The organism is Brevibacillus schisleri, from assembly GCF_055685845.1.
This window is the reverse complement of the sequence record NZ_JBVNDM010000001.1, coordinates 3,554,911-3,581,231: the sequence shown is the minus strand read 5'-3', so window position 1 is coordinate 3,581,231 and position 26,321 is coordinate 3,554,911. Positions and strand designations below refer to the sequence as shown.

Genomic DNA, 26,321 nt, shown 5'->3' with positions numbered 1-26,321 from the left:
CTATGGGTGATATGAAACGAATCTTGCTATTGGGAACAGGTCCTGCTTCCATTCAAATGGCTGTCATGTTTAAAAAACATTGGAAGTGTTGCGTCGGGGTCGTTGGACGTGAGTCTGTTCGTTCCACATCATTCTTTACTTCACTTAAGCAAAGCAGTCAGCAAATTCGCGCAGATATTCAAAATGAAAAGCATCAAAAGATGGAAGGCGAATGCCAAATCGATCATGTATTCCATGGATACGGGAGCGTTACAGGGGAATGGGATACCTTCATATTATCTGTCACAACAGATGCATATACAGAGGTTTTACAACAAATAAATGATCAGGTTTTACAACAAATAAAGTGCATGGTTTTGGTTTCCCCGACCCTTGGTTCCAACAGTTTACTACGCCATTATTTAAACAGGATTGGTTCGAATGCGGAGATTATCAGTTTTTCTACATACCTTGGCGATACACGCTGGTTCCATGATCAGCCATCAAATCGAGTGATTACGACAGGGGTTAAGAAAAAGCTTTACATCGGCTCGACGCGCGCACCCTCCCCGAGTGTAAAAAGACTTTGTGAGTTATTTGAGCAAGTAGGTATTCATTTGGAAGTCATGGACTCTCCGATCGAAGCGGAAACGCGAAACATATCACTATACGTTCATCCGCCACTGTTTATGAATGCTTTCTCCCTTCGTGTGATATTTGGAGAGGAACCAATCAAAAAGTACGTATACAAAATGTTTCCGGAGGGCCCCATCACGCAATATCTCATACGCGATATGCTGGCTCAATGGAAAGAGATTACCAAAGTGGTGGAAAAGCTCAATATAAAAGGGCTCAATTTGCTAAAGTTCATGACGGATGACAATTATCCGGTGAGGCTGGAAAGTCTATCACGTGATGATATCGAAAACTTCGTTCATTATGAAACGATTCATCAAGAGTATTTATTGTTCATTCGATATACCTCACTGTTGATTGATCCTTTTTCGGAGCCAGATTCAGATGGAAGATACTTCGATTTTTCTGCTGTCCCCATCCGGAAAATATTTATCAATAGAGAAGGGTATTGGGATATCCCGCGCATGCCAAAGGAAGATTACTATCGGATAAAAATGATTCAGGGCATTGCAAGATACATAGATATCAGTTGCCCGACGATCGATACATTCATTGAAACGTACGAGAGTAAAATTTCAGAAGCTGCGCAAACACGTAAGGGTGAACAGTTATCGGATGCGTTCGTTGTGCAAAGCTTTGCGGAAGATTTGAAAATGATATGTAGTGAGATCGAAAAGGGTGTCGGATTAAAGAAGCCACACTAACACGTATTTTCTGGAGGAAATGGTATGACAAGAAGAATGGGATCTTTATTAAGGACGTTCATGGTCTCCGTCGTTCTGCTGGTTGGCTGCAGTAACGGTGATACGGAAAAAACGGAGTCAACCAATAAAGGGAAAGAGATCGTGTATGCCACTTCGAAAGATATTAACGATATGAACCCGCATTTTTATTCCGGCTCCATGCCAGCTCAAGGGATGGTGTACGAATCGTTGGTGGAAAATACAGAAGATGGGATCAAACCTTCGTTGGCTGAATCTTGGGAAGTTTCCGAAGACGGGAAAGTGTACACGTTTCATTTGAGAAAAAACGTGACGTTTCATGATGGAGAACTGTTTAATGCGGAAGTAGTGAAAAAGAATATCGAAGCGGTGCAAAGCAATGCAAGCAAGCATTCCTGGATCAAGTTATCAACAAAGATCGTGGCCTGCAATGTACTCGATGAGTCTACGGTTGAACTGGTCTTATCCGAACCTTACTACCCGACGCTGGTCGAATTGTCGATGACAAGACCTTATGTATTCATCTCGCCAAAAAATTTTGTGAACGGGGGAACCAAAGATGGTGTTAGTGGTTATAACGGAACTGGTCCCTATAAGCTCACTGAGCATAAAGTTGATCAGTATGCCGTATTTGAAGCGAATGAAAATTATTGGGGTGGCGCGCCTAAAGTGAAGAAAATCACAGCCAAAGTACTTCCCGCAGGAGAAACTACTTTTTTGGCACTGCAAAAGGGAGAAGTCAACTTTGTATTTACGGATGATCGAGGGGCTAATAGTCTCGATGTGGCAGCCATGAATCAATTTGTTGAATCAGGAGAACACCAAATCATTCGCAGTCAACCAATGAACACAGGCATAATTGTCGCCAATAGCAGCAAAACAGAGAGCCCTGTATATGAACAGGCTGTACGCGAAGCGTTTTGGCATGCGATTGACAGAGAGACCATCAGCAAACAAATATTTGAAGGCACTGAACAACCAGCTAATACCCTTTTCTCTTCGAATGTTCATTACGCCAACGTGAAATTAGAGAAGCGGGGATACGATTTGGAAAAAGCGATGAAGATTTTGGAGGAGGCGGGCTGGGGTATCGGGAATACGGGCGAATTCAGATCGAAAAACGGAAAGCCATTAGCCATGAAGCTTTATTATGATGTAAATTCGTCCACGCAAAAAATGCAGGCTGAATTGATTCAACATACGGTAAAAAGGATTGGGGTCCAACTGGAGATTATTGGCGAGGAGTCTTCTTCGATTGCGAACAGAAGATCTACAGGTGACTATGACCTGCTTTTTAATCAAACGTGGGGACTCGCGTATGATCCGCAGAGCACAATCGCTGCTTTTACTTCCAAGTCTTCCTATTACCATACGACAAGAGGCATCGCGCAAGCTGATGAGCTCTATAAAAAATTGGAAGAAGTCATGGTGTCGACGAATGAGGAACATAGAAAATCGCTGTATGCTGATATTTTGACTATTGTCCATGAGGAAGCCGTATTTATTCCGATTACGAATGGAAGAGTCACGATCCTGGCTCCCAAAAACCTGCAGGGTATCTCGTATAAGCAAACGCAATTCGAGCTTCCATTTGAGCGGATGTACTTTGAATAAATACGGAAAAAGGAGCGTGCTATGGGTAGCTATATCATCAAAAGGTTCATGCTATCGATTCCTTTGGTCCTGATCGTATCGTTTGTAACGTTTTCTTTCATTCATCTATCTCCTATGGATCCTGCCGAAGTGGTGCTGCATTCGCAAGGCATCCCCACAATAACGGATGAGTTACTTGTTCAAACCAGAGCGAAACTTGGGATGGACCAACCCTTTTTGACCCGGTACCTAAACTGGGTTGCTTCATGCTTGCAGCTTGATTTTGGAGATTCATACATAACGGGAAAACCCGTGTGGTCTATGCTAGGACCAGCCTTTTTCCATACATTAAATCTGACGTTGGTTTCGACATTTGCCATCGTTTCGCTGTCCATCGTTTTGGGAGTGGCATGCGCATTGAACGCAGGCAAATGGGTGGACAAATCAGTCAGAGGCGTTTCATTTTTCCTGACATCGATGCCGTCCTATTGGCTCGCCGCTCTGCTGATCTGGTATTTCTCCGTCAAGTTGGATTTGCTTCCGACAAGCGGAATGCAGTCGTACAAAAGCTATGTATTGCCCGTTGTTGTGATTACAATCAGCTATGCTGGCATCTATTTTCGAATCATCAGAAGTTCCATGTTAAGCAACATGAATGAAGACTATGTGCTCTATGCAAGGGCATGCGGCTTACCGGAGAAAAAGATCACGATGCACATTCTCAGAAATTCATTGCAGGTGGCCATTTCCGTATTTTGCATGGCAATCCCCATCATTTTGGGAAGCACAGTCGTCGTGGAAAACATCTTTGCTTGGCCGGGACTCGGTACGCTAAGCGTCAAATCCATTTTAAGCAGGGATTTTCCGATCATTCAAGCCTATGTCCTTGTGTTGGCAGTCGCTTTTATTCTGTTCAACACCGTTTCCGACATCATCAATGCGGCATTGAAACCCAAAATAAGGGATGGTCTCTAGATGAATCGATTCCAACATGTGTGGAAAGACAAGGTTGCTGTCCTATCCTTATCCATTATCTCGCTTACAACTATGGCTGGAATATTTGCACCTTTCGTTGCACCGCATGATCCAGCAGAAGTACATATGGAGCTTCGATTTGCATCCGCATCATGGGAGTATCTCTTGGGCAACGACCACTTAGGGCGATGCGTTTTATCCAGACTCATTTACGCTATTCGTCCCAGCATGCTATGGGTCTTCGCTGCGCTGCTCCTATCTGTATTGATTGGGTCAATTGTAGGGGTTCTTGCGGGTTACTTTCGTGGAAAAACCGATTCCTTCTTGATGCGTGTTTGCGATGTGATCCTTTGTTTTCCGGGATATGTCATGACCCTGGCGATTATCGGCATTTTGGGAGTAGGTTTTGAAAATGTAATCATCGCCTTTGTATTGATGAAATGGGCGTGGTTTGCTCGAATCATCAGAGCGTCAGTCATGCAATATGCGGAATCCGACTATGTAAAATTCTCAAAGGCAATCGGCGCAAGCAATTTGGGAATCATGATCAGGCACATTATTCCGGTTGCATTGCCCGACATTGCTGTCATTTCAAGCAGCTCCTTCGGTTCGATGATTTTGCAAATATCAGGATTCTCTTTCCTCGGTTTAGGCATTCAAGCACCTGAAGCAGAGTGGGGCATGATGTTGAATGAAGCGAGAGAGGTCATGTTTTCCCGTCCGGAATTCATGCTAGCTCCCGGTTTGACCATCGTGATCGTCGTATCGGCCATTAACTATTTGTCTGATACGCTTCAAGTGGCTTTCGATCCCAAATTGATGACTTCTACATATAAGCAGCAAGGGTTAGTAAGAGCCTCTGCCGTGAAGCTCGAAGGAAAAGGGGTGGCATAACCGGAAGATGAACATTTTGGAGGTAAATAACCTGAAAATCTGGGACAGCCGCAATAATCGAGTGATCGTTCCAAACAGTTCATTTCATGTGAAGCAGGGAAGCTGTCTGGCCATTGTTGGAGAAAGCGGAAGCGGGAAGTCGGTTACGTGCAAGGCCATCATGAGATTGAATAAATCCGGGATTCACCAATCGGGAGACATTCTATTACGAGGAGAAAACCTCATGGAGCTCTCAGAACAGGAGATGAGGAAAAAGAGGGGAAAGCAGCTTTGCATGATTTTACAGTATGGCATGCGTGCCTTTGATCCCTCTTGCGTGGTGGGCGTTCATTTAAAGGAGACGCTAGTGGAGCATTATGGATGGAGCCGTGACGAAATCACAACCAAAATGAAAAATGCCATGGAAAGCGTCATGCTGAAAGACCCGAAAGAGGTAATGAATAAGTATCCCCACCAGCTGTCAGGTGGAACGCTGCAGCGGGTCATGATTGCGCTGGCTATCGTATTGGAGCCTGACATTCTGATTGCTGATGAACCCACGACAGCACTCGATACCATCTCGCAGTTCGAAGTGGTTGAACAGTTCCTGCAATTGCGCGATCGAATAGGCTGCTCCATGATCTTCATCTCTCACGATTTAAGGATTGTCAAATTAATGGCAGATGAGGTTCTCGTCATGAAAGAAGGAGAAATTGTTGAAAACGGGACGACCCAAGCCATCTTCTCTGAACCGCAGCATACCTATACCCGTTACTTGCTCTCCACGAAGCTGGCGATGAATCAACATTTTAAGCGGGTCATGGGAGGAGTTAGTATTGCTGAGCGTTGAGTGTGTAGAGAAATCATACAGAAAAGGCGGATTGTTCTCAAGGGAAAGAGAGCAAGTGTTGAGTAGCATTAGCTTCGAATGCAAGTCTGGGGAGTGTTTCGGCATCATCGGAGAAAGCGGAAGTGGTAAATCGACATTAGGAAGATTGCTCCTGGGGATAGAAAAGCCTGATCGAGGTACCATCTTGTTTGAGGGCAAAAAAGTAGAGGATCGAAAAGTAAGAACAGGGAATATCAGCGCTGTATTTCAAGATTACACTTCTTCGATCAATCCATTATATACGGTTGAGGACGCCATTCGGGAGCCTTTGCAAATGAAAAGACGGGGACGAAAAGATGTTCGAAGCGAGATTGATCATTTATTAAGTCAAGTAGGGTTGGATCCTTCCTATCGAAAGAAATATCCTCATGAGCTATCAGGGGGGGAGGCTCAGAGGGTATGCATAGCGAGAGCCATTTCAACGGAACCGAGATGCATTCTATTCGATGAAGCAATCAGTTCATTGGATGGGGCTGTGCAAATGCAAGTGCTTGATTTACTAAAAGACTTGAGAAAACGTTACAAGATTAGCTATATCTTCATCACCCATGATATACAGGCTGCCGCCTATATTTGCGACAGAGTCATGGTCATACGAAATGGTGAGATCGAAGAGATTGTGAGGGTTGAAGAATTAAAAGATGTTCAATCCGCCTATACGAAGAAACTGCTGCAAATGACTATTGCTTAAAGGAATTGGCAATGAGAGTGAGCAGAGGAACAGAGGAAGGAGCAAGAGCTATGAGAGGGGCTCTGTCTTGGCCATTTTTACGATTATACATATTGACTCTTTTGTATTTTAGTGCTAACTCTATTCTGAATGTCATTATTCCGTTAAAGGGTGCAGAGTTGGGTGCAACCAATACAACAATTGGAGTCGTTATGGGAGCGTATCTGTTTACAACCATGTTTTTTCGGCCGTGGGCAGGCCATATCATCCAAAAACATAGACCAATCAAAGTGCTCCGCACGATTCTTATTTTCAATGGAGCGGCTCTCATTTTATATACGTTTACTGAATTAGAGGGTTTTATTGTTGCCCGTATTCTGCAAGGGATGTGTACCGCTTTTTTCTCCATGGCCTTACAGCTAGGGATTATTGATGCGTTGCCGGACAAGGATCGTTCACAAGGGATCTCCCTGTATTCCTTATGTGCTTATTTGCCTGGTATTTTTGGCCCTCTACTCGCTTTAGGCATCTGGCAAGCGGGGGATAGCTCTTATTTTACAGTTGCCATGGTCACCATTGCGATCCTTACAGGAGTGGTGGGTTATAGCGCCAGCATCGACAAAAAAGTAGCTGAGCCTGCTCCGGATCAGACAGAACAGGGAGCAATCATGTTTGGTTCCGTGAGCCAATTAGTCAAAAACCCGTATTTATGTAAATGCAGCGTCCTGATGCTGGCGGCATCCATTATATTTGGAGCTGTGACAACCTTTATACCGCTGTACGCTGTACAAATCAACTACGGGAATGCGGGAATTTTCCTGATGCTTCAAGCGGGTACCGTCGTATTATCGCGGTTTGTGTTGAGAAAGAAAATTCCGTCAGACGGTAAGTGGCGTTCCTCTTTTATGATGGGAATTATGCTCATTCTTGCAGTAGCGGTATTAAGTGTAAGCTTTTCTAGCGTGGGTGGAGCAGCCTTTCTCTACGTAGGGGCCATATTAATGGGAATTGCTCAAGCTCTTCTCTATCCTACGTTAACGACGTATTTGACATTTGTTCTGCCAAAGAGGGATCGCAATGTGTTAATCGGGTTATTCATAGCTATGGCCGATTTGGGTGTTTCTCTGGGAGGAGTCATCATGGGGCCAGTCGCTGATCATTTCTCTTATTCCTTTATGTATATGATTTGTGCAATCTTAGGCGTAACGATGATCATTTTTGCCTATGAACGAAGCAAAAAAAGTTCTGTTGGATTACGATAAGACCGATGATGTTCATTGCTAAAGCTCAATCGTGGAAGGAAGAAAACAGTTATCCGTAGCTCGTCGTTGGACACGGAGGAAAATATTCAGGTGGCAAGCCGAGTATATGTTAGGAGATGATACCTAGCGTTTACTCGGCTTTTTCATACGCAGATGCGAATCAAAACACAGTATCTATTTGACCATCATTTAGCGTCACAAAAGATAGGGGAAGGTACCTATTTGAAAGGTGCTCCCCGTCTTTTACGATTGGGTCATAGGGGAAATGATCTCAATATCTTTCAGTATGGAGGACCTAAGATGGATCAAAGTCCGACTTATTTTGAATGCATTGGTGAAGAAGGAAAAGCGATGGATAACGGGTATCTGAAGCAAATCTTCGATCACTTGCAGGACGGGATTATTCTCATGGATCAGGAACGAAAAATTATGGTGATGAACCCATCCGCAGAGAAAATGACCGGTTGGAAACGAGGAGAAAAGGTCCCGTTCTGCTCCTACTGCCAAAACAGAGAGTTGGAACCGGGAGAAGAACGATGTTATTTGCTCGCCAAACGGGAGGTTCCCTATTTTCTCTCAGCGATGCCTACCTATGAAGGGCGGTACGTAGACATGGAGATGAGCACGGCTGTCATCTATGAAAATGGTGAACAAAACATGCAGGATGTCCTATTAGTTTTAAAAGATATGACAGTAAAGAAAAAAGAAGAGGAGGTCAGAATCTCCAAGCAGGTGCTGCAAAAAACGCTAGAAGCTCAAGAAAATGAACACAAGCGCCTGGCCCGGGAGCTGCACGACGGCGTAGGTCAATCCTTGTATTCTGTTTCAGTAGGTATTCAGGCCATTCAAGCACGCCTCAACGAGAGGGGACAATTCCGGGAATTCATGCAAGAGATTATAAATGAGCTGGAAAAAGCAATACAGGACGTCAAGCTGTATTCGCTACAGCTGCGTCCGCATAGTCTCGATCAGCTGGGGCTGATTCCTACCGTACAGCATCTTGTTTCTAGCTTGAACAAAGCACATCAGGATGTTTCCATTACCTTTTCTTACAGCAATGTCAGTGATCATTTTCAGCCAATCATGGAAATCAATCTGTACCGTGTCATCCAAGAAGCCTTACATAACGCCCTGAAATACGCGAAGGCGACACTGATTGAAGTCATCTTGTATAAGGAAGACGAACTACTGACTCTGCTGATTCAGGATAACGGAATCGGATTTGTGCGCGATCAGGTTCAGGTTGGTCTGGGCCTCAAACATATGGAAGAACGAGTGGATCAGATGGAGGGGACTCTTCAGATTCAATCCGTGCTGCACGAAGGTACATCGATCAAGGTAACGGTAGCAGGAAAAGGAGGGAGAGTAGAGTGATACGAGTGCTTTTGGTTGATGATCACACGATGATTCGGAAGGGATTGCGTGTGCTTCTCGAAAGTTACTCTCAAATTAAAATTGTCGGAGAGAGTCATACGGGCAATGATGCCATCCTGAAAGCCAATCAGCTTAAACCCGATGTGGTGCTGATGGATTTGTCATTGCCGAACGGGCTGGATGGGTTTACCGCGAGCAATGAGATTCGCAAATCGAATCCTTTGGTGAAAATCGTCATATTGACCATGCATGACGAGGAGATTTTCGTCCAGAAGGCCATCACCGTCGGAGCCCATGGGTACATTTTAAAAAACAGCCATGGAGAACTGCTGTTTCAAGCCATTATGGAGGTTTACAGAGGCAAGTGCTTTTACAAGACTTCTGTATCGCAAGAAATCATCAATCTATGGCTCAGATCGGATGCCAAGACGTTGCCTTCTGTTTTAACGCTGCGTGAAAAGGAGCTTGTCAGACTCATTGTGCTCGGCTATTCCAATAAGGAAATGGCGGATAAGCTGTTGATCAGCGTCAAAACCGTGGAGAACCACAAAACGAATATCATGCAGAAACTAGGATTGGATTCCAAGCATCAATTGATCCAATACGCCATAAAAAATAGATATCTCGATCTGGCGTTTTAATGGTTTGAATCCAAAAGTAGGGGACTTCCCCTATATGGAAAAAATGTCAGCGGAATAAACTGAATAGAGAGACTGCATCGGTCATCGTATGATTGGAAACCAAATGGTCGTCGAAGGAGGAGCTATGGCAAAACAAGTTCATTATACGGTTGTGATCGTGGGAGCAGGCTCAGCAGGTATCTCTGTTGCTGCCCGTCTCGTCCGTGCTTCCAAAAGGCTCTTGGGACAAGTCGCCATCATCGATCCTGCATCCAAGCATTATTATCAGCCTTTGTGGACATTAGTCGGAGGTGGTGCCGCGAAAAAGGAGGAATCCGAGCGTGACCTCTCCTCTCTGATTCCCACAGGCGTCGACTGGATTTGCGATGCGGTCACCATGTTTCAACCGGAACAACACATGCTTAGTACGAGGCAGGGAGCCGTCTTTTCCTATGATTACCTCGTTGTTGCTGCTGGTCTGCAACTTGATTGGGAGGGAGTAAAGGGTTTAAAGGATGCCGTTGGAAAGAACGGCGTTTGCAGCAACTACGCATACCAAACGGTAGAAAGTACATGGGAAGCCATCCGAAGTTTTAAAGGCGGGACTGCCATTTTTACCCATCCGAATTCACCTGTAAAATGCGGCGGAGCCCCTCAGAAAATCATGTATTTGGCCGATGATTACTTTCGCAAGTTAAAGGTTCGCAACGACTCAGCGATCATTTTTGCATCAGCGAAAGGAAGTATTTTTGACGTTCCCACGTATGCCAATACCCTCAATAACGTCATTCGTCGCAAGAACATCGAAACGAGATACAAGTATAACCTACTAGAGGTGCGGGCGGATACCAAAGAAGCCGTCTTCGAGAATCTGGACACCAAAGAGCAGGTAGTATGGAAGTATGACATGCTTCATGTGACCCCTCCCATGAAAGCGCCCGATTTCATTGCAAACAGCGCATTGGCAGACACAGGAGGCTGGGTCGATGTCGATCCATTTACGCTTGTGCACAAGAGATTTCCCACTATTTTCGGCATTGGCGATTGCACGAATCTTCCCACGTCCAAAACCGGAGCTGCTATTCGCAAACAGGCGCCTGTGGTCGAGAAAAACCTGCTCGCGCTGATCAATGGTGATCCATTGGCTGCCAAGTATGACGGTTATACATCCTGCCCACTCGTAACGGGGTACAACAAGCTAGTACTCGCCGAATTTGATTACAACCTGAAGCCGTGCGAAACCTTTCCTTTTGACCAATCTAAAGAAAGATTCAGTATGTACCTGATGAAAAAAGAACTGCTTCCCATCCTTTATTGGAATGGCATGCTAAAAGGATTGATGTGAGGCAGTTTTCTAGAGAAGGGACATCCATTTTGCACGATCTGGAATCATTCCGGTTTCTGCTTGAGTTACTCGCGGAAAAATCAAACAAATAATTGACAGGTTAAGGGAGGAATACACGATGTTATTGCGTTACTTTTATGATGAGAAATTGGCCCATGCATCTTATCTAGTCGGCTGCCAAAAAAACGGGGAGGCGATTGTGATCGATCCCGCCCGTAATCTGGCTCCTTATTTTCAAGTCGTCAAAGCAGAGGGAGTAACCATTGTAGCCGCCACCGAAACCCATATTCATGCTGATTTTGTATCTGGTGCCAGGGAACTGGGCGCGGTTCATCAAGCGAAGCTGTTTTTATCCAATGAGGGCGATGAAGATTGGAAATATCAATACGTGAAAGGCTTGAACCATCAGCTTGTGCACGATGGGGATCGTTTTTTTATCGGAAACTTGCTTTTTGAAGTCATGCATACCCCTGGCCATACGCCTGAGAGTATCTCCTTCCTTTTGACAGACCTTGGAGGGAATGCAGATCGTCCTATTGGGATCTTCACGGGAGATTTCGTCTTTGTCGGCGATATCGGCAGACCGGACTTGCTCGAGAAAGCGGCGGGAATGAAGGGGACGTCCGAGTTAGGTGCAAGAGCCATGTTCCAGTCCCTCCAAAAATTCAAGCAACTGCCGGATTATATGCAGGTATGGCCAGCTCATGGCGCAGGAAGTGCTTGCGGGAAAGCACTGGGGGCCGTGCCGTCTTCTACCGTCGGCTATGAAAAGCTCTTTAACTGGGCGATGTCACACACGAGTGAAGAGGAATTCGTTCAGGCACTCCTGGATGGACAACCAGAGCCTCCAACGTATTTTGCTGTGATGAAACGGGTGAATAAGGAAGGCCCTGCCTTGCTCAAGGAACTTCCTGTTGTTCAAGAGTTCAACTCGCTAGAAGCACTAAAGGAATCACTGGAAAACGGACAGATAATCGATACGCGTCCTTTCCACAAATTTGCGAAGGGGCATCTGGCGGGAACACTTCATATTCCCTTTAACAAGTCATTTGCCAACTGGGCAGGCTGGATTGTCGATTACGATCGCCCCGTTCAGATTCTGACTACCCCAGATGAGCTGGACGAGATTTTGCAAGCCTTGCGTGCTGTAGGGATTGATCATGTCACAGGCTTTATCGACAGCACCAAACTAATGGAAAGTGAAGGGTCTTCGCTCGAGACAATCGAAGAGGTAACACCGCTGGAGATTGCAGACCGGGTGGAAAAGGGAGAGGTTCACGTAGTAGATGTACGTAATTTGGCCGAGTGGAAGGAAGGACATATTCCGGATGCACAGCACATCATGCTCGGTACACTCGCCATGCGGCAAGATGAGATTCCTCACGATAAACCGCTTCTCGTACAGTGCCGTTCCGGTGCCCGATCCGCCATTGGCGCAAGCATTCTTAAAGCAAACGGATTCAAGGATGTAATGAATTTGAGCGGCGGAATCTTACAATGGCAAATAGACCGGTTGCCAGTGGTAGAACGAGGATAAAACGAGATCAAAGCGAGTTGCTGCAAAGGGTGAGCCTATGACTATCGACCTAGTGATCACACTGTTTGTTATCGGTTTCGTGGGATCGTTCATCTCTGGTCTCGTTGGAATCGGGGGCTCCATCATCAAGTATCCGATGCTTCTGTACATTCCGCCTGCCCTTGGATTCGTTGCTTACACAGCTCACGAAGTATCCGGAATAAGTGCCGTCCAAGTATTTTTTGCCACCCTAGCTGCTGTTTGGACTCTGCGCAAAGATAAGCTTATTCATTACCAGCTCGTTGTGTACATGGGAAGTGCCATTATTGTCGGGAGCTTGCTTGGAGGATATGGAGGAAAATTCCTTTCGGCAAATGCCGTCAATATCGTTTACGCCATCCTGGCCACGATTGCTGTAATCTTGATGTTCCTGCCAAAAAAGCGAGTGGACGAACGTGAACAGACAACTGAGGTTCTCTTTCATAAACCAACAGCTGTCTTATCTGCTTTGATGGTCGGAGGTGCCTCCGGAATTGTCGGGGCAGCGGGCGCTTTTATTTTGGTTCCCATCATGTTGATCATCCTCAAGATACCGACAAGAGTTGCGATTGCGTCCTCTCTTGCCATCACTTTTCTATCTTCCATTGGATCGACGATAGGGAAATGGATGGCAGGGGACATATTGCTGTGGCCATCCGTGATCATGGTAATCGCCAGCATCATGGCAGCGCCGCTCGGTACGAAGGTCAGTAAACGTTTGGGCACGCGGATTCTCCAATCCATTCTTGCCTTGTTGATCCTAGCCACCACGATTAAGATTTGGGCTGACATCCTCCTATTCATACGTGTATGAAGATTTACTTTTTTCACAAATAATATAAAGAAAAATCAATTGTCATGGAACAGCATTGACATATCCGAGTAAAATGATAAGATAAAAAGAATTTTACAATAAAATTAAATTTCATAGAACATTCTTATCGAGAGTGGTGGAGGGACTGGCCCGATGAAACCCGGCAACCTTGGTCTGATTGACCTTACGGTGCTAATTCCTGCGGAGTTATTCTGCGAGATGAGAAGGTGGGAAACGTGCAATCGCCCCTCTTCTTTTCGGAGAGGGGTTTTCTATATTTATAATCCGTAGTATTTACATCGTTTTACTTTGTATTATTTGAAGGAGGAAACAACGTGCTTTATTATGCAGTCAAGCGTGGCTTTCTCATGATCGTTACGCTGTGGATGATCGTCACGGTAACGTTCGTGACCATGCACCTGATTCCAGGTGATCCATTCGCATCAGATGCCAAAATGCTTCCAGAAGAAGTGGTGAAGAACATGCGAGCGGAGTACAACCTCGATCAGCCAATCACGGTACAATACCTGCTCTATCTAAAAGGATTGCTGCAATTTGACTTGGGGCCCTCTATCCAGTCCAAGACGAGGGATGTGAACACACTGATTGCAGAGGGATTTCCCGCATCGGCTGTTCTGGGACTCCAGTCGTTTACGGTAGCGTTGATTGGTGGAATCACACTGGGAATCGTAGCGGCACTCTATCACAATCGGACCTTGGATTTCTTGTCTATGTTTGCTGCCATCATCGGGATCTCCATCCCCAGTTTTATTCTCGCGCCACTGTTGATCAAGTATTTAGCCGTTAAATGGGAGCTTTTACCCGTCGCTGCATGGGGGAGCTGGGAGCACTCGATTCTTCCAACACTTGCTCTCGCTATCGGTCCGCTCGCCATCATCGCCCGCTTTGTACGAGCCAGCATGCTTGAGGTTTGGCAACAGGAATACATAAGCACGGCAGAGGCCAAAGGGCTTGGCACCTTTTCCATTGTCGTTAGACACGGGATGCGCAATGCCATCCTGCCTGTTCTTACCTTTATCGGTCCGCTGTTTGCCAACCTGATGACCGGAACCTTTGTGGTGGAAAAGATTTTCGCGATTCCCGGGCTCGGCAAATACTTCGTGGAAAGCATTTTTAACCGCGATTATCCCGTTATTTTAGGAACGACTGTGTTTTACAGCTTTGTGCTCATTTTTACTTTGTACATCATCGACCTGTTGTATCGGGTGATTGACCCGCGCATCAGATTAACGAGTGGAGGGAAGTAGCGTTATGGCCAATCAGGCAACACAACTGGATTCCCTGTTTCGACCAGTCGACCGAAGCCGGCTTTTAGAGGAAATTCGGGAGCGCCCGAGTCTTGGGTATTGGCAGGAGGTTTTGCAGCGGGTATCCAGTAACAAGCTGGCAATGCTCGGGTTCTTCCTGCTCGCAGCAGTGGTGACCCTCTCAATCATCGGTCCGCTGCTCGTTCCCCACAGCCCACATGAACAGTCTTTGACCAAAGGAAATCTGCCACTGTCTGGCGAGCACTGGTTTGGAACCGATGACTTGGGGCGGGACATGTGGGCACGTACCTGGGCAGGCGGACAAATTTCTTTGTTTATTGGTGTGGCGGCAGCAGCCATCGATCTCGTGATTGGTGTATGCATCGGCGGGATATCCGGTTACATGGCAGGGAGGAACAAGCTGGGCGACCGTGTAGACAACATCCTGATGCGGTTGGCCGAAATTCTTTACAGCATTCCGTATCTGCTGGTGGTAATCCTGCTGATGGTGGTTCTGGAGCCTGGACTCGCAACAATCATTATTGCCCTATCTCTGACCGGCTGGGTGGGGATGGCGCGTCTGGTCAGAGGGCAAATCATGCAGATCAAGCGGCAGGAGTTTGTGCTGGCCGCAGAAAAGCTGGGCACCTCACATACCAAAATCATCATCAAACATCTGCTGCCGAATACGATCGGCGTCATCATCGTCAACCTGACCTTTACGATCCCGCACGCGATTTTCGCCGAATCATTTCTCAGCTTTCTTGGGCTGGGTGTGCAAGCGCCAACAGCCAGCTGGGGAACCATGGCCAACGACGCGCTGGCGGTTATGCTGAGCGGACAGTGGTGGCGTCTGTTTTTTCCGGGATTCATGATTTCGCTTACGATGTTCGCTTGCAATGCACTTGGGGACGGTTTGCAGGATGCACTGGACCCACGGATCAGGAAATGAGGGGGGAGTACATTATGAAGCCTTTATTGGAAGTAGATCAGCTACGCGTCTCCTTTCGCACGTACGGTGGAGAGGTGCGGGCAGTAAGAGGGGTTTCCTTTTCTGTGAAGGAGGGAGAGACGCTGGCGATTGTGGGGGAAAGCGGCTGCGGAAAAAGTGTGACGGCTCGGGCATTGATGGGGATGATTCCACCGCGAACAGGTCAGGTAAAAGGCGGCAGCATTCGGTTTCGCGGGCGTGAACTGACTGGGCTGAGGAAGCTGGAATGGCAGCAGGTTCGCGGCTCGCAGATCGGTATGATCTTTCAGGACCCGATGACCTCGCTGAACCCCACGATGAAAATTGGTCAACAGATTGCGGAAGGGCTGATCAAACATCGAAAGCAAACGAAGACGGAAGCAAACGAAGAGACGCTGAAACTGCTGGAGAGGGTAGGTATTCCTGAGGCGGCGAGGCGATTTGAACAATATCCGCACGAGCTAAGTGGAGGAATGCGGCAGCGTGTCGGAATCGCTATGGCGCTAGCCTGCCAACCGCAGTTGGTTATCGCAGATGAACCGACGACGGCGCTCGACGTGACCATTCAGGCGCAGATCCTTCGTCTGATGAAGGAATTGCAGGAGCAGTTGCACACCTCGATCATTTTGATCACCCACGATCTGGGCGTAGTCGCAGAGGTGGCCGATCATGTAGCGGTCATGTACGCAGGTGTAGTGGTGGAGAGCGGCCCGGTGGGAGAGATTTTTGATAATCCGCGCCATCCATACACACAAGGGCTGTTGCAGTCTGTGCCACGTCTCGATGCAGGTAAAAAAGAACGATTGATTCCCATCGAAGGGACACCGCCGGATCTATTTCGTCCACCTGCCGGGTGCCCATTCGCTGACCGTTGCCGGTTTGCCATGGAAATTTGCCTGGAGCATATGCCGCAATCAAATTCGTTTTTCAATCAGCATGAGGCGAGCTGCTGGCTGAACGACCCGCGTGCCCGGGGAGCAGAAGCGTGGATGGTAGCAGGGAGGGAGACATATGGGTGACAACCTAGTAGAAGTGGAGAATCTCGCTAAATCGTTTGAGATTGGCAAAGGCCAACGGGTTAGAGCTGTTGACCGCGTCTCTTTTGAAATCAGGCGAGGGGAGACGCTCGGAATCGTTGGGGAAAGCGGCTGCGGCAAGTCTACGCTGGGCAGGACGATCGTAGGCCTGTACCCGGCTACTGCAGGGCGCATCCTGTTTCAAGGCAAAGACATCGCCAGGATGGATCGACGTGAGCGACGGGAAGCAAACCGCCACATGCAGCTGATCTTCCAGGATCCGCAGGCCTCACTCAATCCGCGGTTGCGGGTAGGCGACATCATCGCCGAAGGAATCGACTCCTATGGATTGGCAAAAGGAAAAGAACGAGAAGAACGCATCTATCGGCTGCTGGAGCTCGTAGGATTGCACCCAAGCCACGCAAAACGCTTTCCGCATGAGTTTAGCGGCGGACAGCGACAGCGTATCGGAATTGCTCGTGCGCTTGCGGTGGAGCCCAGCTTTATCGTGGCAGACGAGTCCATCTCCGCACTGGATGTGTCCATTCAGGCGCAAATCGTCAATCTTTTAGCTGATCTTCAGGCAGAGCGGTCTATCACCTATCTGTTTATCGCCCATGACCTGTCGATGGTGAAGCATATCAGCGACCGGATCGGCGTGATGTACCTGGGGCAGATGATGGAGCTGGCACCGAGCGAGGAGTTGTTTGCCACTCCGCTACATCCTTACACGCAAGCCTTGATCTCGGCTATTCCCGTCTCTCATCCAGCCCAGCGTGAAGAGCGGGAGCAGATCGTACTGACTGGAGAACCACCCAGCCCGATTCATCCGCCAAGCGGTTGTCCGTTTCGCACCAGATGTCCGGTTGCCCAAAGCGTTTGCGCTGAAACAGCACCGGATTGGAAGGAGGTGAGGCGCGGACACTGGATCGCTTGCCGTCTTGTACAGTAGACAGAGGAGAACAAGGAGGAAATCATCATGAAAAAGGGATTGCTTACTTTTGTTGCATTGCTGGCGCTCGCTGTGCCTGCGCTTTCTGCGTGCGGCAGCGATAAATCAGCTGCATCTTCCGAGCAACAGACGGGGACAGCCATTAAACAAGTCATGACCACTAATCTGCGGGGCGAACCGTACACATTAGACCCGGCATTCGCTTCCGATACCACATCGTACTGGGTGATCGATCATCTATATGAAGGATTGTACCGATATAGCCAAAATGGGGACATCAGCGAAGGTGCAGCCGAAAAGGTGGAAGTCTCCCCCGACGGCAAAACCTACACGTTTACTCTGCGCCCCGAGATGAAATGGTCGAACGGCGATCCGGTGACGGCGCATGACTACGAATACTCTTGGAAGCGTGTGTTGAATCCACAGACTGCCGCCTATGAACCATCCGCACTCTACTACATACAAGGCGCGGAGGCGTACAACACAGGCAAAGGCAGCGTGGATGACGTTCAGATCAAGGCAAAGGATGACCGAAGACTCATCGTTGGACTGAAAGACCCGATCACCTATTTCCCGAAAATCATGATGAGTCGCGCCTATCTGCCAGTGAACAAAAAAGTCGTGGATGCAGACAAAAACTGGGCGGCCGAAGCGAAAGGCATCGTGACCAATGGCCCGTACACCGTGGGGAGCTGGGACCACAATAGCCAACTGACGATTGCCAAAAGCCAGCGCTATTGGGAGAAAGAAAAAGTAACGATGGACACCGTCCACTTCAAGATGGTAAACGAAGCGACCACCTACTACCAGATGTTCAAAACAGGAGCGCTTGATCTAATTGATTCCCTGCCGATCGACGTGATTGAGCAGGAAAAAGAGAAAGAAGAGTACAAATCATTCCCGGACTACAGCATTTATACGTACACGTTTAACGTAGAGGAAAAGCCGTTTACGAATGCGAAAATTCGTCAGGCCTTTTCCTACGCGATCGACCGGGACATCCTGACGAAAAACGTGACCAAGGGAGGCCAGCTTCCAGCGTACGGCTATACGCCATTTGGGATGAAAACTCCTTCGGGTAAGGACTTCCGCGAAGAAGTAGCGCCTTACTATCAGTTTGATCCCGCCAAGGCGAAGCAGCTCCTGGCAGAAGGCTTGAAGGAGGAAGGCTGGACAGAGCTGCCGCCGATTACACTGAAATACAGCACCGCGGAAAACCACAAGAAGATCGCCGAAGCCCTGCAAGAAATGTTCAAGCAAAATTTGGGCGTGTCAGTGAAGCTGGAGAATCAGGAGTGGAAAACATACATCGATACGTTCAAGCAGAAAAACTTCCAGATTGCCCGCATGGGTTGGGGCGGCGATTACCTTGATCCGCTCGCGATGCTGGAGCTGTATACAGGGAAAAGCTCCCGCAACTTCACCAACTGGGCCAATCCGAAGTTTGACGAGCTGATCGAAAAAGCAAAGGTCGAGCAAAACGAGGAAGCACGGATGAAGCTTTTGCACGACGCTGAAACCATTTTGATGCAGGATATGCCAGTCATCCCGGTTTATTTCAATAACGAAAACTACCTCAATAGCAAAAAAATCGAAGGCATCCGTTTCAGTGTAACCGGGACACCGGACCTGCGTTGGGCGAAAAGAGTGGCAGAGTAACGTTTCATAAAATGAGGTCGTAGCCTACGATAACAAGGAGCAGTTTGCCTAGAGGAGCAACTGCTCTTTGTTGAAACTCGTTTCCCAAATGATGAAAGTATCCTACAATAAGAAGAAACTCACGAACGAGGGGGTATAAAACAAATGACAGTAACCTTACATTCAATAGAGTTCATCAATCGCCGTCAAAAACTCGCGGAAAAAATGCCTGACCACAGCGCAATTGTCCTATTTTCGGGCGTTGTCAAGACACGCAGCAATGACGATAAATACCTGTTTTCACCGAACCGCAACTTCTATTATTTAACCGGCATTGCGCGCAGCAACCTCATTCTCATGATCACGAAACGTGCTGGCATCGTGAGCGAAACGCTATTTCTTCAGCGCCCAAATGAACTGGAAGCGAAATGGACAGGGACCGTCTTATCGGATCAAGAGGCGAAAGAGCAGTCTGGTATCGAACACTTCGACTATCTCGACGAGTGGCTGGAGTCATTTGGAACCTTTATGAGACGCTGCGAAGGCAATTGTTCGCTCTATCTCGACTTGTATCGCTATCAGTGGAGCGACGAGCTGAACCCTGCAGAGACTTTTGCCGAAGACGCGCAGAAGAAATATAGGACCCTGCAGATTCACGATGCGGGCCCATGGCTAAAAGAACTGCGTATGTTGAAAAGTCCAGCAGAGATCGGAGAAATCAGACGTGCGATTGCGATCACGGATGAAGCAATCCGTCGCATGTGGTCGCATGCACGTCCTGGAATCATGGAATACGAGCTAGAGGCGTACTATGATTTCACGTTGAAATCGCATGGTGTTCGCGAGCTTCCTTATTTACCTATCATTGGAAGCGGTATCAATGCCACGATCTTGCACTATGAAGCGAATAATCAGCGTGCAGAAGATGGTGATTTGGTCCTCCTCGACCTCGGAGCAGTATCGAATTACTATGCCGCTGATATTTCACGAACGTTTCCCGTGAACGGTCGCTTTACAGAACGTCAGAAAGCGATCTATCAGCTCGTGCTCGAAGCAGAAATCAAAACTATAGAAGCAGTCAAGCCTGGTGTCACACTTACACAACTCAATGATGTGACGAAACAAGTCCTGACAGAAGGCCTGCTACGTCTCGGTCTCATCCAGGACAGCAGTGAGCTGTCTAAATACTACTATCATTCCGTGTCCCATCACCTTGGACTGGATACGCATGATGTCTCGGATTACAGTGCTGCTTTGCAACCCGGTATGGTGATCACGATTGAACCAGGTCTGTACATAGAGGAAGAAGCGATTGGCATTCGGATTGAAGATAATGTGTTAGTAACAGCAGACGGCTACGAGGTGCTCTCATCGCAGATCCCGAAGGAAATTGAGGAAGTGGAATTGTTGATTGGGAAAAAGGAGTAGCGAACGTTTAAAAGAATGGGTACGATGAACGCTATAAAGCTCCGGGGTTCCTCTCGGAGCTTTATAGCGTTCATTTTGGTATTTTCAGCTCCAACTGCTTGTTGTATCATTCATGTAGAATTGGAACGTAATGTTATATCGGTCTTTCACCATTCCAAAGCAGGGACTGAATTCAGTTTTTTGCAACGGGAACAACACTTGCCCTTTTTCGCTCAATTTCTTAAACATTTCTTCAATCTCGTTTTGTTGCGTCGCTGTTATACAAATATTCACCTGATTTCCGATCACATAAGGTTGCCCCGGAAAAAGATCAGCAACCATCATATCATTTTCTCCAGTTTGCAACACGGCATGGGCAATACGCGTTTTCCCTTCTTCAGGCAAACTATCGGCATTCTTGCCTTCCCCGTATGTAGTTTTGAACAGTAATTTCGAGTTCAACGCTTCTTGGTAAAACTCAATCGCTTCCGCAGCTTTTCTATCCAGCATAATGAACGACGTTGTGCGCATTGACATGTAATCAATCTCCTTTTTAATGAAATGGTCCAAATTTTGCTGTTTTGGACTTCATTAGCATCGTAACGTACAATAGTGACAATATTTGTCGTAATAAATAAAAAGGAGTTTATCATGGCAAAATCCAAAAGACTGATCGAGATTATGATGGCCGTCAACAAAAAGAAGTCTTTCAACGCCAAACAGCTTGCCAGTGAATTTGGAGTTTCTACGCGGACGATTATGCGGGATATGCAGGAGTTGAGCGCGCTAGGGGTTCCTTTTTATTCGGAAGTCGGACCGAATGGGGGATATAAGATGCTGAACGAGAGAATGCTGCCCCCGGTCGCTTTTACGGAAGGCGAAGCGCTTGCTGTATTTTTTGCCAGTCATGCATTGAGGCACTACGCGAATCTTCCGTTTGAGGCGGAAACAGATTCAGTGTTGCGCAAATTTTACTCTTATATGTCAGAAGATATTCGGGACCGTATCGACCGGATGCGGGAACGATTTGATCTAGTTACGCCGATGAGACATGCAAGCACGCCTTATTTGAGCTTGTTGCTGGATGCTGCGATCGATCAAAAAGTGGTGCGCATGGAGTACGAATCGAAACAGGATAAGCGGTTAAGAGATGTTCAGCCGATCGGAATATATGCCAGCAACGGGTTTTGGTATTGTCCGGCCTATTGCTTTCACCGCCGCGATTTTCGCTTGTTTCGCTGTGACCGGGTTAAATCTGTTGAACTGATCGAACGGAAAGCGGTCGATTTGACGCAAGTGCATACAGGAAACTGGGACTCTTACCTTGAAGAGGAGAGTCCCGCTATGGAACTTTATGTTGAGCTTACTGCAACAGGGGTGCAGAGATGTGAATCCGAACTGTGGCCGGCCCACAAAATGCAAATTCATGTTCGAGAAGACGGCACAGGATGGCTGGGCAATCGAATCCCCACGAGCAGCCTTCCATTTTTTGGCCATTTTTTTATTGGTTTGGGTACGGATGCAAAGGTAAAAGCGCCAGACGAGTTGATTCATGTTATGAGAGAAATGCTGGACAAACTAATGGCGCAATATCGGTAAAGACTGTCCAAGACGAAGGCTGCTTGATTGGTCACGTTTTGGGGTGATGCGGCCCGAAAGTTCCCGTTAGCGCGACAGTAAAGATTGATAGTTGAGTCTAAAACTAACTACCTTTTTTATCAAGGTCATTTATTTCTCTTTCAATCAGAAACACTGAAATTTCGAATGCAACTATCCGCCTTTTCGCTAAGGTAATTTGAGGTTTATATTTATTGGGATTTTCTTTCGCTTCGAAAGTTTTTACTGTTTGTCTTAGTTTGTGTAAAGTTGAATCAATTTGACGTTTTGCTTCAACTAATTCGGATATATGCACTTCGTCTAGCGGGCAAAATAATGTACCAGAATACTGAGGGGATTGTCAAAAATACAGCGGAAGTCTAGGACTTTATTTTCTGGTCCATGGCTATCGCTGTTTTGATTGGGAGGGTCAGTCTAAAATTTTATTATCTTCGAACAGTAAAATGATAAAGATATGTCTTAAGTATCTTCCAAAAAAACCCATTTGATTGTAAAATAAAGCAAAACTAAAAGGGTGATCCATTATGGGGGGACTGCTAGGGACATTGCACCAGTCGCTGCGGTCAGAAATCGAACAACATCGGAGAGCACGCGGTTATACATTGAGCAAACTAGGGGATTTAACTGGTATTAATCCGGGGACATTGAGCGAGATTCTAAATGGGAAGCCGCCTCGGGCTATTACGATAAGTCAATTAGACGCACTCGCTGAAGTGTTTGGCTACGAGCCAGGCTGGATGTATGAACTTTATCCCGACGAATGTTTATATGAAGGGAAAATTTCGCGCCCCCGATTGATACCTTACTTGATTCGAAGCGCTGAGAATGGGCGAAAGGATTGCATCGAAGCTGTTACCTCCCAATTACTGGAGAATCCCAAAAATATCTCCATCCTTTTTACTGTGGCTGAGCAATTATATGAGGATGGAAAACTGGGAAAGGCGGTGCCATTCTATGAGTACGTAATTGAGAACGAGAAAGATAGCTACTCTACCCAGTTTGTGATGAGTCACTACCGGTTATTTCAGGCAATTCTCGGGACAAATGCTGATGAAAATGAGAAGGCTGTTATTCGCTTTTCACCATATCGAAAGCGATTACCCGAAACGGATCAATTAGATGCTTTGTTAAATTTGTCGAAGGTTTGTTTCACGTTGCAAAAATGGAGTGAAGCAGAAACCTACGCAGATGAGCTTCGAGGGCTTTCCAAAATCATTTATCAAGATAAGCTGCAAAAATGCAGAAAAAATCGAACGACAGAGTTGATAAAAACAGAACGTCCGCTTGTCTACTACTACGGAATGGGTTATTTATATAAAGGATTAGTCCTACAGATGCAAGGCGCTTATTCCCAATCCAAAGAATATGTACAAGCATACGCCGATTTACATTGGTTTGAACTTCTGGACGATGAAGGGATTAGAATCGTTGAGCGGTTTACTGTCTTTGCGAGAGCGAATTTTTACACACTGGAAGTATTAATGGGGAATGAAAAAATTATTAAGGAATATACCGACTATCTTGCGGAGCAACCTGTTGAAATACTTCCGGGCCTCGTTACGATTATGGAAGCAGCTAATAAATATCATTTTTGTGTGGATGAGGTTTTATTACGCCTCTCTAAAGATATTGCTAGATTCCATGAACGAACAATGTTGGTGAATATGGTTCAGCACCTCCAATATCGATATCAGAAAGCAAAATATGATTTTACAAAGGGACGCATTGAAAGTGGAATCAATGAAACCCTGCACTGTTTCGTTCTATCGGATTTGATGAATCGACATTATGATGCTCTGCAATGTGTACAGTTGTTTGAAAAATATCGCCATCTTGCCTCGCCATCACAAATCCTCCAATATCAAGCCATTGTAATTGGAGAGAAGAAGGCAGAAGCTACACTATAGACGAGTTGTAGGACGATGTATCAACAATCACGAAAAAGATGATAAGAAGAGAGGATGAAAAAGAATGAAACATGTATTCCTAGCACTTCTTCTAACGTTTGGGTTTAGCAGTGGTATTGTGTACGAACCACAAAAGTCTGACACAGCACGCGTAATTAATTATCAGCATGGTGCAGATTTTTAGAAAATAGTTAATAAGACACACAAAAAAACATCCTTTCGATAGGATGTTTTTTTCTATTCCATTTTTCCTTAGTTGGTGATTTCTTGCATATTCATTTATAGTTATTAATGTCATATTTTGTAAATCATAGGAGGTGCTTAACATAAAAGCTATTTTAAGTTCATTAGAAAGGGACGTCTCTGTGCACCGAGGAACATCCCCGAAAAGCAAGTGCACGATCTGGGGCGCGGGAATAGAAGCAGGTCGCCACCACTTGGATCTAGAAACAAGCATCGAACAACTTCGACAGCAAATGATTGAATTGGCCGGAAAACATGGCCTTACAAGTGACGTAGTTTTGGGGGTAAGCCAGCAATTGGACAAATATATTGTGATGGCGCAGAACAACCATAAAACGGATAGCATCTGGTAAAAGGATTCACTAGCGGTCTATTAAAAAATGATTGCGAAAGAGGAACCACCGAAGGATGAAAAATCCAATGCGGTGGTTCTTTTTTTCTCTCGTCTATCATGCCATCATTATAGACGGGGGCGATGAAGGATGTTCCAGGATTTCAGACTTGTTGGTGACCGTCCAGTCGCGATACAAGTGAAAGAATACGTCAAACGCTTAATAATCAAGGGTGTGCTTCAAGCAGATCAAAAGCTGCCCTCCACAAGAGAAATGAGCAGTCTGCTAAAGGTGAGCCGCAATACAGTCATTGCTGCCTACGAGGGCCTAGAGGATGACGGATTTACGTATGCGATTCCAGGAAAAGGCAGCTATGTAAGCGCTATGGTGGGCCATTTGGCTGCAAATAACGGAGGTACGGAAGGCTCTGCCGCATGGCAAATCGACTGGAAGGCACGAATGAACGAATATGCTGTATCCGCTACAGAACTAGACATGATGAAACAGGGCATACGCGCCAAAAAAGCAACCATTTCATTCACAAGCATCGCGCCGGATGAGCAGTTGTTTGATCTGGGGGATGTAAGGCGGGCCTTTATGGATCGAATGGCAATCGAAGGGCAGGTGCTGCTCAACTACGGCTATGCTAAGGGCTACAAGCCACTGATCGATTACTTGATGGGCTATATGGAGAATAAGGGCGTCGATGTAAGCGGTAAGGATATGCTGATTACAAGCGGGTTTACAGAAGGTTTCGACATCGTGTTGTCGGCACTTCGTCCTTCTTCGCGCCGTGGAGCAGCCATTTGTGAAAATCCGACCCATCATACAGCGATCAAGAACTTGAAGCTGCAAGGATTTCAGATAACAGGCATTCCGATGGAGAGAGATGGTATTGATGTAGAGCAGCTTGAAGCGGTATTGCAGAAGCAGACAACCAGCTTCGATTTGGCCTATTTGACTCCTTCCTATCACAATCCGACAGGCATAGTCATGTCGCCGGCGAAGCGCAGTGCTGTTATGAAATTACTGATGCACTATCAGATTCCGGTGATTGAGGATGGATTCAATGAGGAGCTACGCTACTCGGGAGCGCATGTTGCGCCATTAATCGCAACAGCAGGGCAAGGGAACGGAGTCATCTATATTGGTAGCTTCTCCAAGGTACTGTTCCCTGGATTGCGAGTGGGCTGGGTGCTCGGTGACAAGGCATTGCTCGACCATCTGGAAAGCATGAAGCGTGCACGCACCATTCATACCTCAACCATCGATCAATCGATACTGTATCAATATTTGCTGAATGGAAATTTCGATAAATATATCAAAAAAGCACGTATGGAATATAAGCGAAAATATGAACTGACGAAGGCCTGCTGTGAAGCACATCTCCCTGAGGCGCAGCTATCTGGCGACGGGGGCTTGCATTTGTTTCTTACCTTTCCGTCAGTCGTAAATACACACCAGCTGCTAGAAGCTTGCACAGAACAGGGTGTCATTTTTACACCGGGAGACAAATTTTTTATTCAAGAAGGAACAGGGACGAATACGTTGCGACTCGGTTTTTCACGAGTAACGGATGAAAATATCGAGCGGGGTATTCAGATAATCGGCAAACAGGCGCGTCGCTTACTTGAGACATAACGATTACAGACCGCACAACCATT

Annotated in this window: 23 protein-coding genes and 1 riboswitch; of the genes, 22 read left to right on the top strand and 1 reads right to left on the bottom strand. The window is 46.6% G+C overall.

Going from position 1 to position 26,321, the window contains the following annotated elements:
- Positions 1-2: 2 nt before the first annotated feature.
- The 18 genes from ACUUHJ_RS16720 (at position 3) to ACUUHJ_RS16635 (ending at position 20,579) form a co-directional block, all read left to right on the top strand.
- Positions 3-1,319, top strand: coding sequence for an opine metallophore biosynthesis dehydrogenase (locus ACUUHJ_RS16720; protein ID WP_472299416.1), 1,317 nt, complete (start codon positions 3-5; stop codon positions 1,317-1,319).
- 24 nt (positions 1,320-1,343) lie between these two features.
- Positions 1,344-2,951, top strand: coding sequence for a staphylopine-dependent metal ABC transporter substrate-binding lipoprotein (gene cntA / locus ACUUHJ_RS16715; protein WP_472299415.1), 1,608 nt, complete (start codon positions 1,344-1,346; stop codon positions 2,949-2,951).
- Between the two features lie 21 nt (positions 2,952-2,972).
- Entirely contained in the window at positions 2,973-3,905 is a 933-nt protein-coding gene (gene opp1B / locus ACUUHJ_RS16710; protein ID WP_289677959.1) for a nickel/cobalt ABC transporter permease, read from the top strand.
- Positions 3,906-4,799, top strand: a complete 894-nt coding sequence (gene cntC, locus ACUUHJ_RS16705; RefSeq protein WP_472299414.1) for a staphylopine uptake ABC transporter permease subunit CntC — start codon at positions 3,906-3,908, stop codon at positions 4,797-4,799.
- A 7-nt stretch (positions 4,800-4,806) separates the two neighbouring features.
- Positions 4,807-5,628, top strand: a complete 822-nt coding sequence (cntD, locus tag ACUUHJ_RS16700; RefSeq protein ID WP_472299413.1) for a staphylopine uptake ABC transporter ATP-binding protein CntD — start codon at positions 4,807-4,809, stop codon at positions 5,626-5,628.
- Positions 5,615-6,358 (top strand): ABC transporter ATP-binding protein, encoded by a 744-nt coding sequence (locus tag ACUUHJ_RS16695; protein WP_289677962.1) that lies wholly within the window; start codon positions 5,615-5,617, stop codon positions 6,356-6,358. Before cntD ends, ACUUHJ_RS16695 begins: the two co-directional genes overlap by 14 nt.
- A gap of 50 nt (positions 6,359-6,408) precedes the next feature.
- The gene (gene cntE / locus ACUUHJ_RS16690; RefSeq protein WP_472299412.1) at positions 6,409-7,599 is read left to right on the top strand and encodes a staphylopine family metallophore export MFS transporter CntE; all 1,191 of its coding nucleotides are present in this window, start codon (positions 6,409-6,411) and stop codon (positions 7,597-7,599) included.
- A gap of 300 nt (positions 7,600-7,899) precedes the next feature.
- The gene (locus ACUUHJ_RS16685; protein WP_472299411.1) at positions 7,900-8,973 is read left to right on the top strand and encodes a PAS domain-containing sensor histidine kinase; all 1,074 of its coding nucleotides are present in this window, start codon (positions 7,900-7,902) and stop codon (positions 8,971-8,973) included.
- Positions 8,970-9,614 carry a response regulator gene (locus ACUUHJ_RS16680; RefSeq protein ID WP_472299410.1) on the top strand — a complete coding sequence of 215 codons (645 nt, stop codon included), beginning with the start codon at positions 8,970-8,972 and terminating at the stop codon, positions 9,612-9,614. Before ACUUHJ_RS16685 ends, ACUUHJ_RS16680 begins: the two co-directional genes overlap by 4 nt.
- Before the next feature lie 124 nt (positions 9,615-9,738).
- Complete coding sequence (locus ACUUHJ_RS16675) at positions 9,739-10,938, top strand: FAD/NAD(P)-binding oxidoreductase (RefSeq protein WP_289677964.1); 1,200 nt, start codon at positions 9,739-9,741, stop codon at positions 10,936-10,938.
- A 118-nt stretch (positions 10,939-11,056) separates the two neighbouring features.
- Positions 11,057-12,475: an MBL fold metallo-hydrolase gene (locus ACUUHJ_RS16670; RefSeq protein ID WP_472299409.1), complete on the top strand. Its 1,419-nt coding sequence runs from the start codon at positions 11,057-11,059 to the stop codon at positions 12,473-12,475.
- 37 nt (positions 12,476-12,512) lie between these two features.
- Positions 12,513-13,307: a sulfite exporter TauE/SafE family protein gene (locus ACUUHJ_RS16665; protein ID WP_472299408.1), complete on the top strand. Its 795-nt coding sequence runs from the start codon at positions 12,513-12,515 to the stop codon at positions 13,305-13,307.
- A 121-nt stretch (positions 13,308-13,428) separates the two neighbouring features.
- Positions 13,429-13,533: riboswitch (SAM riboswitch) on the top strand.
- A gap of 109 nt (positions 13,534-13,642) precedes the next feature.
- The gene (locus tag ACUUHJ_RS16660; RefSeq protein ID WP_472299407.1) at positions 13,643-14,575 is read left to right on the top strand and encodes an ABC transporter permease; all 933 of its coding nucleotides are present in this window, start codon (positions 13,643-13,645) and stop codon (positions 14,573-14,575) included.
- 4 nt (positions 14,576-14,579) lie between these two features.
- Positions 14,580-15,527 carry an ABC transporter permease gene (locus ACUUHJ_RS16655; protein WP_472299406.1) on the top strand — a complete coding sequence of 316 codons (948 nt, stop codon included), beginning with the start codon at positions 14,580-14,582 and terminating at the stop codon, positions 15,525-15,527.
- A 14-nt stretch (positions 15,528-15,541) separates the two neighbouring features.
- The gene (locus ACUUHJ_RS16650; RefSeq protein ID WP_472299405.1) at positions 15,542-16,564 is read left to right on the top strand and encodes an ABC transporter ATP-binding protein; all 1,023 of its coding nucleotides are present in this window, start codon (positions 15,542-15,544) and stop codon (positions 16,562-16,564) included.
- Positions 16,557-17,513, top strand: a complete 957-nt coding sequence (locus ACUUHJ_RS16645; RefSeq protein WP_472299404.1) for an ABC transporter ATP-binding protein — start codon at positions 16,557-16,559, stop codon at positions 17,511-17,513. Before ACUUHJ_RS16650 ends, ACUUHJ_RS16645 begins: the two co-directional genes overlap by 8 nt.
- A 27-nt stretch (positions 17,514-17,540) precedes the next feature.
- A complete protein-coding gene (locus ACUUHJ_RS16640) occupies positions 17,541-19,172 on the top strand; it encodes a peptide ABC transporter substrate-binding protein (protein ID WP_472299403.1) in 1,632 nt (543 codons plus the stop codon).
- 144 nt (positions 19,173-19,316) lie between these two features.
- A complete protein-coding gene (locus tag ACUUHJ_RS16635; RefSeq protein WP_472299402.1) occupies positions 19,317-20,579 on the top strand; it encodes an aminopeptidase P family protein in 1,263 nt (420 codons plus the stop codon).
- 84 nt (positions 20,580-20,663) lie between these two features.
- Here the strand turns inward: ACUUHJ_RS16635 and ACUUHJ_RS16630 are convergent, their stop codons facing one another.
- Positions 20,664-21,095: a VOC family protein gene (locus ACUUHJ_RS16630; RefSeq protein WP_289677973.1), complete on the bottom strand. Its 432-nt coding sequence runs from the start codon at positions 21,093-21,095 to the stop codon at positions 20,664-20,666.
- A gap of 114 nt (positions 21,096-21,209) precedes the next feature.
- On the opposite strand from ACUUHJ_RS16630, the gene ACUUHJ_RS16625 reads away from it, so the two are divergent.
- The 4 genes from ACUUHJ_RS16625 (at position 21,210) to ACUUHJ_RS16610 (ending at position 26,298) form a co-directional block, all read left to right on the top strand.
- Positions 21,210-22,157 (top strand): helix-turn-helix transcriptional regulator, encoded by a 948-nt coding sequence (locus ACUUHJ_RS16625; protein WP_472299401.1) that lies wholly within the window; start codon positions 21,210-21,212, stop codon positions 22,155-22,157.
- A 542-nt stretch (positions 22,158-22,699) separates the two neighbouring features.
- Positions 22,700-24,082, top strand: a complete 1,383-nt coding sequence (locus ACUUHJ_RS16620; protein WP_289677975.1) for a helix-turn-helix domain-containing protein — start codon at positions 22,700-22,702, stop codon at positions 24,080-24,082.
- Positions 24,083-24,447: 365 nt separating this feature from the next.
- Positions 24,448-24,678, top strand: a complete 231-nt coding sequence (locus ACUUHJ_RS16615) for an aspartyl-phosphate phosphatase Spo0E family protein (protein ID WP_289677976.1) — start codon at positions 24,448-24,450, stop codon at positions 24,676-24,678.
- Between the two features lie 129 nt (positions 24,679-24,807).
- Entirely contained in the window at positions 24,808-26,298 is a 1,491-nt protein-coding gene (locus tag ACUUHJ_RS16610; RefSeq protein ID WP_472299400.1) for an aminotransferase-like domain-containing protein, read from the top strand.
- The last annotated feature ends 23 nt before the right edge of the window (positions 26,299-26,321 follow it).

Excerpts from the sequence above, each read along its gene's own strand:
- ACUUHJ_RS16720 (WP_472299416.1), top strand. The coding sequence starts at position 3 with ATGGGTGATATGAAACGAATCTTGCTATTGGGAACAGGTCCTGCTTCC.
- cntA (WP_472299415.1), top strand. The coding sequence starts at position 1,344 with ATGACAAGAAGAATGGGATCTTTATTAAGGACGTTCATGGTCTCCGTC.
- opp1B (WP_289677959.1), top strand. The coding sequence starts at position 2,973 with ATGGGTAGCTATATCATCAAAAGGTTCATGCTATCGATTCCTTTGGTC.
- cntC (WP_472299414.1), top strand. The coding sequence starts at position 3,906 with ATGAATCGATTCCAACATGTGTGGAAAGACAAGGTTGCTGTCCTATCC.
- cntD (WP_472299413.1), top strand. The coding sequence starts at position 4,807 with ATGAACATTTTGGAGGTAAATAACCTGAAAATCTGGGACAGCCGCAAT.
- cntE (WP_472299412.1), top strand. The coding sequence starts at position 6,409 with ATGAGAGGGGCTCTGTCTTGGCCATTTTTACGATTATACATATTGACT.
- ACUUHJ_RS16685 (WP_472299411.1), top strand. The coding sequence starts at position 7,900 with ATGGATCAAAGTCCGACTTATTTTGAATGCATTGGTGAAGAAGGAAAA.
- ACUUHJ_RS16675 (WP_289677964.1), top strand. The coding sequence starts at position 9,739 with ATGGCAAAACAAGTTCATTATACGGTTGTGATCGTGGGAGCAGGCTCA.
- ACUUHJ_RS16670 (WP_472299409.1), top strand. The coding sequence starts at position 11,057 with ATGTTATTGCGTTACTTTTATGATGAGAAATTGGCCCATGCATCTTAT.
- ACUUHJ_RS16665 (WP_472299408.1), top strand. The coding sequence starts at position 12,513 with ATGACTATCGACCTAGTGATCACACTGTTTGTTATCGGTTTCGTGGGA.
- ACUUHJ_RS16655 (WP_472299406.1), top strand. The coding sequence starts at position 14,580 with ATGGCCAATCAGGCAACACAACTGGATTCCCTGTTTCGACCAGTCGAC.
- ACUUHJ_RS16650 (WP_472299405.1), top strand. The coding sequence starts at position 15,542 with ATGAAGCCTTTATTGGAAGTAGATCAGCTACGCGTCTCCTTTCGCACG.
- ACUUHJ_RS16645 (WP_472299404.1), top strand. The coding sequence starts at position 16,557 with ATGGGTGACAACCTAGTAGAAGTGGAGAATCTCGCTAAATCGTTTGAG.
- ACUUHJ_RS16640 (WP_472299403.1), top strand. The coding sequence starts at position 17,541 with ATGAAAAAGGGATTGCTTACTTTTGTTGCATTGCTGGCGCTCGCTGTG.
- ACUUHJ_RS16635 (WP_472299402.1), top strand. The coding sequence starts at position 19,317 with ATGACAGTAACCTTACATTCAATAGAGTTCATCAATCGCCGTCAAAAA.
- ACUUHJ_RS16630 (WP_289677973.1), bottom strand. The coding sequence starts at position 21,095 with ATGTCAATGCGCACAACGTCGTTCATTATGCTGGATAGAAAAGCTGCG.
- ACUUHJ_RS16625 (WP_472299401.1), top strand. The coding sequence starts at position 21,210 with ATGGCAAAATCCAAAAGACTGATCGAGATTATGATGGCCGTCAACAAA.
- ACUUHJ_RS16620 (WP_289677975.1), top strand. The coding sequence starts at position 22,700 with ATGGGGGGACTGCTAGGGACATTGCACCAGTCGCTGCGGTCAGAAATC.
- ACUUHJ_RS16610 (WP_472299400.1), top strand. The coding sequence starts at position 24,808 with ATGTTCCAGGATTTCAGACTTGTTGGTGACCGTCCAGTCGCGATACAA.